We start from the raw sequence: 6,302 nt of genomic DNA, 5'->3' as shown, positions 1-6,302 counted from the left end.
CTTAACTGATCGGCATTACGCATCTGCGCTCTTTTTTGCCACCAATTCAATCGAATTAATGTAATTTTAGGTTTGGTCGTAATACACGATTAATACGTCCCATCAGGATTATCAAACCGGTCTTAAATACGCCATGCAGCGCCATTTGATGCAGTCGATATAGAGAAATATACACCACACGTGCAATTCGCCCTTCTATCATCATAGAGCCTTTAGTCAGGTTACCCATCAAGCTGCCCACCGTTGAGAAGCGACTTAGCGAAACCAGTGAACCTTTGTCTTTGTATACATAAGGTTTCATTTCACGACCATTTAGTTTAGCCACAATGTTAGAAAATGCGCGGCTAGACATTTGATGCGCAGCTTGAGCACGTGGTGGAACAAATGTGCCATCGGCTTGAGTACATTGCGCCAAATCACCGATAACAAAGATATCGTCATCTCGTGTGGTTTGCAGTGTCTCTTTGACCACCAACTGATTAATGCGGTTAGTTTCTAGACCTGCAAGATCTTTGATAAAATCAGGCGCTTTAATGCCTGCCGCCCAGACCATGATCTGTGCGGGGATTTTGTCGCCGTCTTTGGTCACCAACCCACCTTTTTCAGCTTGGGTGACCATAGTGGCAGTACGTACGTTTACACCAAGCTTCGTCAACTCTTGATGCGCAGCGCCTGAAATACGAGGTGGTAGAGCAGGAAGAATACGCTCACCCGCTTCCACTAAGTTGACATTCAGTTTACTTGAATCTAAGTCGCCAAAACCGTAGGTACGTAGCTCTTTCACTGCATTGTGTAGCTCTGCTGAAAGTTCAACACCTGTCGCGCCCGCGCCAACAATCGCGATATCGACCGTGCCATTGCCGTTCTTGGCATGAAGTTTCAGGAACTCGTTATTCATTTCCGTACGGAAACGATGTGCCTGCTCAGGACTGTCTAGGAAGATACAGTTCTCACGTACCCCTGGTGTGTTGAAGTCGTTGGAAGTGGAACCGATCGCCATGACTAAAATATCATATTCTATCTCACGGCTTGGCATCAAAAGCTCACCGTTCTCGTCTTTAAGCTCATGCAGTTTCACTACCTTACGCACACGATCGATGTCTTCTAGACTACCCATCTGAAAATCAAAGTGATGGTTTTTTGCGTGAGCACGGTAGCTTAATGCGTCCACCCCTTCGTCTAAGGAACCCGTCGCCACTTCATGTAAAAGTGGTTTCCATAGATGGCTTGCCTTGCGGTCAACCAAGGTTACTTTCGCGCGACCTTTGCGGCCAAGTGTGCGACCTAATTTGGTGACAAGCTCTAACCCGCCTGCACCGCCGCCTACTACGATAATTCGTGTCACAGCAACTTCCTCAAAAAATAAAATAAAACTGGATCAAGCCGATGTTCGACTCGATGAAATTCTGCATTTTTAGTCTAGCCGCGAGTTGTTGTTCGCTATTGCCCTAGAAGTAGAGGGCTTGTTATATGACACGTTGTATAAAAAGAGCCGAATCACTCAATGCTTTTTAATCGCCAAAGCACAATCATGGGCAAGTTTTGACTTGCTCTCAATTTTTTTTGATATTTATCAAAAAATTTGTAACCAGTTCATTATATAGAGCAAAACATGACACGCAACCCAATATTCAATTTATCCCACTAATAAATTGTAAGGAATAGAGTCGATTGAACAATAAAAAAGCGACAGAGTTCCCCCTATCGCTTTGCTGTGGTTGATGTGTATTTACATCTAGTCTGTTTGTTTAAACGCTTTCATCGTTTGCAGGTGTTGAGAGATTTTTTTGAACTTATGGGTTTGATTCTCATCCCAAATGATATTGTAGTAGTTCTCTAGTTCAGCGGCCGTTTTACCATTGTCGTGAATCTCATCTTGTTTAGAGAGTATCACCAGACAACGATCCTTGTTCTTCGTTCTAAACTCAGACACACACTTAGTCGCAATATCTTCATACTCTTCTGGGCGATCAATACGACCTTGCATCGTCAGTTCTGGATGCAAGTTGGGATTAAAAATCACTTGCTTGATACCGCATAAGAAGCCGATACGCTCTGACCAGTAGCCACCTAAACCAACACCGCAGATAATGGGATTTTTATCGTCGGACTGCTCAATCACTTTGTGCACTTCTTTGAGCAAGTGTTGCATATCGTGCTTTGGATGGAGAGTACTGTAGTTGATGAAACGCACATCATCGTCGATAAACTGAAGCTGAAGCACCTTTTCATGGTTGCCTGGGCTGGTCGAATCAAAACCGTGTAAATATATAATCATTGAAATTCCCTCGAACCTTATGATTTTAATCTACCATGAAAAATAAGGTTTTAAAGCTCGTGCTATGACTTTAACTGAGCAAAACCACTAAACAGTGATCTTAGCTACAAATTATTTCCTGAAGTTTACGAGCTTGAATTAAATATTGCTCATCCCCCCACAGCTGGTTGGCGAGCAAATACCACAGCATCGCCATCATATTTGCTCTAGGTTGCCACGCCAGCACGCCTTCGACCCAATCATCAACCCCCTCAATTCCCCGTAGTTGGCAATAACGGTAGATGGCTTCCAGTGGCCTTTCACCCATGACATCAATCGAAAGCGTCAGATCTAATCTCGGATCCGCAATGGCGGCATACTCCCAATCGATAACTTTGTTTCCCGTTTCAGTTCGTACCATGTTGTAACCAGCCAAATCAAAATGACACAAGGTATGTCCTACATCCGCAAGGCTCGGCGCTCGACGCCATTGGTTGTAAATCGATATATAGGGTTCGACTTTATACCTGTCATCAAGCAGCATCCAATAATGGTCAACGCGTGCGGTAAAGTTAAACGGAGCAACGGGCACTCTTTTCGTGCTGATGTTATGAATCGCTATCATGGTTTTCAGCAACGAATCAAACGCTATCCCCCCACCGAGAGACTCACCTTCAATCCAGGTAACCAAAAGTCCTTGGTCATTGATATGAATTGCATGAGGCGCGATGCCTGTTGATTCTATCGCGCTCAGTATCTGGTACTCTTGAAAACGAGAGATAGAGAAAGCTTGAGTAATATGGGTTGAAGGTCTCCAAACGTACGCTTTGCCATCTGCTGCGACCACTTTCCAACAACGATTGGTTAAGCCTCCCGTCAGCGTTTGTGCATAGTCAGGAGGAAAAGGAAAGAAGGTTTCCAGAGACAATAATGAGCTGTCGAGTTGGCAAGCTTCACTCCACGACATTCGCGCCATAGTCCCTCCTTTCCTACGCTAAAAACTAAATTTATAACCCGAGGAAACTTTTTGATTCTTGCTTACGAATCTCGGTTTCGTCGGCCCATTCAATCAAGCCTGTTTCAAGATCCATTAAACGCATGGTCATTTTGTAGTAGACATCTTTATCGCTACCAGCGTTCTTGTTAATGCTGGCTAGATTGCCATACAACATGTATTGCGCTCCCACCATTTTACCAAACTGAATCGCTGTACTTTGGTTGACTAACTCATCGTTGTTTTGGAAATTAAGCTGTTCGCGTACCGATTCGACACGGCCCATATCTACAAAACGGAATTTACCCGAGTTGAGCATTTTGGTGCTAATCGTATCAGTGATCGATTCGGTATCTATGTGTTCGCTGGTTTTGTTTTTGATTCGTTCAACAAATACGATTGGACGAGAGTCTCTGGTGATTGCTGCAACCGAGCCCGACATCATCATGCTATCGACCATCTCTGCGGCAATTTTCTGTAAATCTGTTGAACCAAAATCAATGGTCGTTGTTTCAACCGCTTGAGCGTCACCATAGCTCACTTGATTAGAACAACCCCCCAATATCACAGCTAAGCCAAGTAATGCGATTACACTTTTTTTCATTGTTGGTTCCTTAAATACTGCTTTCAATTAGTTATCAAGTTGACGAATCTGAACGCGAAACTGGCGACCATTCGGATTAATTGAGATTTCAGAAATCGAGACCTCTTCGCCGCCACGCAGAATTGATTGACGCCAAGGGCTAAGTTTGTTGTTGACCTCTAAACCTTGGTCGTCATACCAATAAAAACGATACTGGATATATTGGTCGCCCTTACTTTGGTTAAGGAGTCGCACAACACCTCGGGCACGGCCGTCGACATCTACCGTGGAGATATCTTCAATACTGATTTGACCCGCTAAGACGTTATCGCCAAAGATCACGGTTTGCGAGGCTCCGTCGATACGCAAACCGGCCGTATTACTACTCGCGCATCCTGCCAGCAAAACCGCTGCGGCCAAGGATATAAGCCATTTTTTCATCGTATGTTCCCTAATTGTTTATGCCATATGGTTGCGTTGTTTCCTTGACGTGACAACCAAACAAGGGTCGTGCGCCCTGGTTCAACCATAAACTTGTGATTTTGACCTTCAACTTGTATTGATTGTTCCCCCGGTTCTACGATGGCACTTGCACTGTAGATTTCTCCGGGTAAGGTCAACCAACTACGTGTATCTGGCTGCTCCGTCAGTGTATTCCAGACGTTAAACAACGCATTGCCTATATCATCTGGGTTATTTTTTGTTGCCTCTCTGCGCAGCTCTTCTTTCGCCCATACTCGCAAAGCTTGGCGAATCACGATAGAAGGCATACGTTCAGTTAAGTTTTGCTTTGCCATCAAGTTAACATCTGTCAGCAAATTACCTTCGATACGATTACCATTTAACGATACCGAACTAAACTGCGGCGTAGAGCCATTCGCATAATAAGGCAGAGCTACGCTATAAAGTCCATAATTGCTCCCGCGAGAGATTGGCAGCGTTAAGTTCCACCCTTTCATCGCCTCAACAACACCACGTTCATCAAGCACAACCACCCGACCTTTATCCGATGCTAGATAACTTGCGTTACCATAGCGTTGCTCAAGCTTGGCAAGATCTTCTGTCATGGCTAGACGTTTCGCTACACGTTTCGTGCCATCACTGACCTGAAGGTTGTCTGGTATTACTGCCAATGCCCGGCGGTAATCAACGTATGCACTATTTAGATCGTTGTCTGCTTCATATAGTAGTGCAGACAAATAGAGCAAGTAGCCATTTTGTATCGCTTGCAGCGTTTCGCCTGCGTCTGGGTAGTTTGCCAGAACGCTTCCCAAACTAGGCGCAACCCCCTGTGCTTGCACTTGCTGCTGAACAGACTCTAACTCACGCACTCGATCTTTGCGCGCCTGCTCTTGAACCTGATTGGCTCGGCGCATCTCCACCAACGCACCTTCTAGGTCGTTATCACTCAAGTAATTTAACCCCAGATAAAGATGCAAAAAACCTAATTCATAATCGGCAGGCTGATACGTTTTTAAGTTGTCATTCACCGCCAGAGCGCTGATACTCATCGCCGTTTCAGATACGGATACCGTCGCCTGATCTTGTTGACGGCGCACCGCATCATCGCTCAATTCAAATGCACTGAGACTTTCAGAGTACTGCTGATTGAGTAGGTAAATTCTACCTTTTTCAAAGTTATCTAGAATATCGCCAGCCATGGAATCTGACAGTAACTCTTGTGCTTGCTCATAACGGCCAGCTGTCAACGCCTGATGCAATTCACTATTTTGCGCGCTGTAATGACTAAACAAATTGCCCACAGAAAGGTTGGCACATGCGGAAAGTACCAAGCTACTCATAATTGCGGCGACAAGGCGGACGCGTTTATGCACTTCCTACTCCAATTCTACCCTTGATAACATTACGCTTGTGACATACTGACTCACACCCGATTTTAAGCAACTTGAACGACGATACCAAACCGAGAAAGGTCAAATTCATGTCAATAAGCTATCAGCTCATTAACATTGGCCCGAGTGGTCGACCGCCAACTAAATGCATATGGATATGATAGACCTCTTGGCCACCATGCGCATTGCAATTCATGATCAGGCGATACCCCTGCTGGTCAATACCTTCTTGTTTGGCCAATTTTTTTGCCACAGTAAACATTCGGCCCATCACGATCTCATCATCTTGCTCGATATCATTTACAGTAGGAATCAGCTTATTGGGAATAATTAGAATATGGCTAGGCGCTCGAGGGTTGATGTCGCGAAACGCGGTGACGAGATCATCTTGATAAACAATATCTGCGGGAATTTCTTTACGAATGATTTTGCTGAAAATGGTTTCTTCTGCCATGAAGGGCTCCATCGGAATAGATATGATTGAATTGAAACGAGTATGCGTCAAGCTTCCTAAAATCACAATAAAAAACACCGTTCAGTTCACTTATTCGAGAATTCGCTAATATTCACAAGTTAAATTTGTATTGTGCGTCAAAAAATGTGTGTCTCTATATC

7 protein-coding genes are annotated in these 6,302 nt (G+C 44.5%); all 7 read right to left on the bottom strand.

The window, feature by feature from the left end; translation table 11 throughout:
• Positions 1-55: 55 nt before the first annotated feature.
• The 7 genes from TW81_RS08520 to hinT all read right to left on the bottom strand — a co-directional run bounded on the left by TW81_RS08520 (position 56) and on the right by hinT (position 6,141).
• Positions 56-1,345 (bottom strand): NAD(P)/FAD-dependent oxidoreductase, encoded by a 1,290-nt coding sequence (locus tag TW81_RS08520; RefSeq protein ID WP_045955286.1) that lies wholly within the window; start codon positions 1,343-1,345, stop codon positions 56-58.
• A gap of 390 nt (positions 1,346-1,735) precedes the next feature.
• Positions 1,736-2,278: an alpha/beta hydrolase YcfP gene (gene ycfP, locus TW81_RS08515; protein ID WP_045955285.1), complete on the bottom strand. Its 543-nt coding sequence runs from the start codon at positions 2,276-2,278 to the stop codon at positions 1,736-1,738.
• 100 nt (positions 2,279-2,378) lie between these two features.
• Complete coding sequence (locus tag TW81_RS08510) at positions 2,379-3,233, bottom strand: phosphotransferase (protein WP_045955284.1); 855 nt, start codon at positions 3,231-3,233, stop codon at positions 2,379-2,381.
• 31 nt (positions 3,234-3,264) lie between these two features.
• Positions 3,265-3,855: a penicillin-binding protein activator LpoB gene (gene lpoB / locus TW81_RS08505; protein ID WP_045955283.1), complete on the bottom strand. Its 591-nt coding sequence runs from the start codon at positions 3,853-3,855 to the stop codon at positions 3,265-3,267.
• A gap of 27 nt (positions 3,856-3,882) precedes the next feature.
• On the bottom strand, positions 3,883-4,275 hold the full coding sequence (locus TW81_RS08500; protein WP_045955282.1) for a YcfL family putative periplasmic lipoprotein: 393 nt from the start codon (positions 4,273-4,275) through the stop codon (positions 3,883-3,885).
• Positions 4,272-5,669, bottom strand: coding sequence for a COG3014 family protein (locus TW81_RS08495; protein ID WP_045955281.1), 1,398 nt, complete (start codon positions 5,667-5,669; stop codon positions 4,272-4,274). The genes TW81_RS08500 and TW81_RS08495 overlap by 4 nt, the downstream gene beginning before the upstream one ends.
• A gap of 121 nt (positions 5,670-5,790) precedes the next feature.
• On the bottom strand, positions 5,791-6,141 hold the full coding sequence (gene hinT / locus TW81_RS08490; protein WP_045955280.1) for a purine nucleoside phosphoramidase: 351 nt from the start codon (positions 6,139-6,141) through the stop codon (positions 5,791-5,793).
• Positions 6,142-6,302: the final 161 nt, after the last annotated feature.

Origin of the sequence: Vibrio galatheae (assembly GCF_000967545.1) — a bacterium.
In the GTDB taxonomy this organism is placed as follows: Bacteria; Pseudomonadota; Gammaproteobacteria; order Enterobacterales; family Vibrionaceae; genus Vibrio; species Vibrio galatheae.
The sequence above is the reverse complement of the archived record's forward strand: the minus strand, read 5'-3'. Positions and strand labels throughout refer to the sequence as shown.

Bases quoted from the DNA above. Each gene is read 5' to 3' on its own strand.
- ycfP (WP_045955285.1), bottom strand. From the start codon at position 2,278: ATGATTATATATTTACACGGTTTTGATTCGACCAGCCCAGGCAACCAT.
- TW81_RS08510 (WP_045955284.1), bottom strand. From the start codon at position 3,233: ATGGCGCGAATGTCGTGGAGTGAAGCTTGCCAACTCGACAGCTCATTA.
- lpoB (WP_045955283.1), bottom strand. From the start codon at position 3,855: ATGAAAAAAAGTGTAATCGCATTACTTGGCTTAGCTGTGATATTGGGG.
- TW81_RS08500 (WP_045955282.1), bottom strand. From the start codon at position 4,275: ATGAAAAAATGGCTTATATCCTTGGCCGCAGCGGTTTTGCTGGCAGGA.
- hinT (WP_045955280.1), bottom strand. From the start codon at position 6,141: ATGGCAGAAGAAACCATTTTCAGCAAAATCATTCGTAAAGAAATTCCC.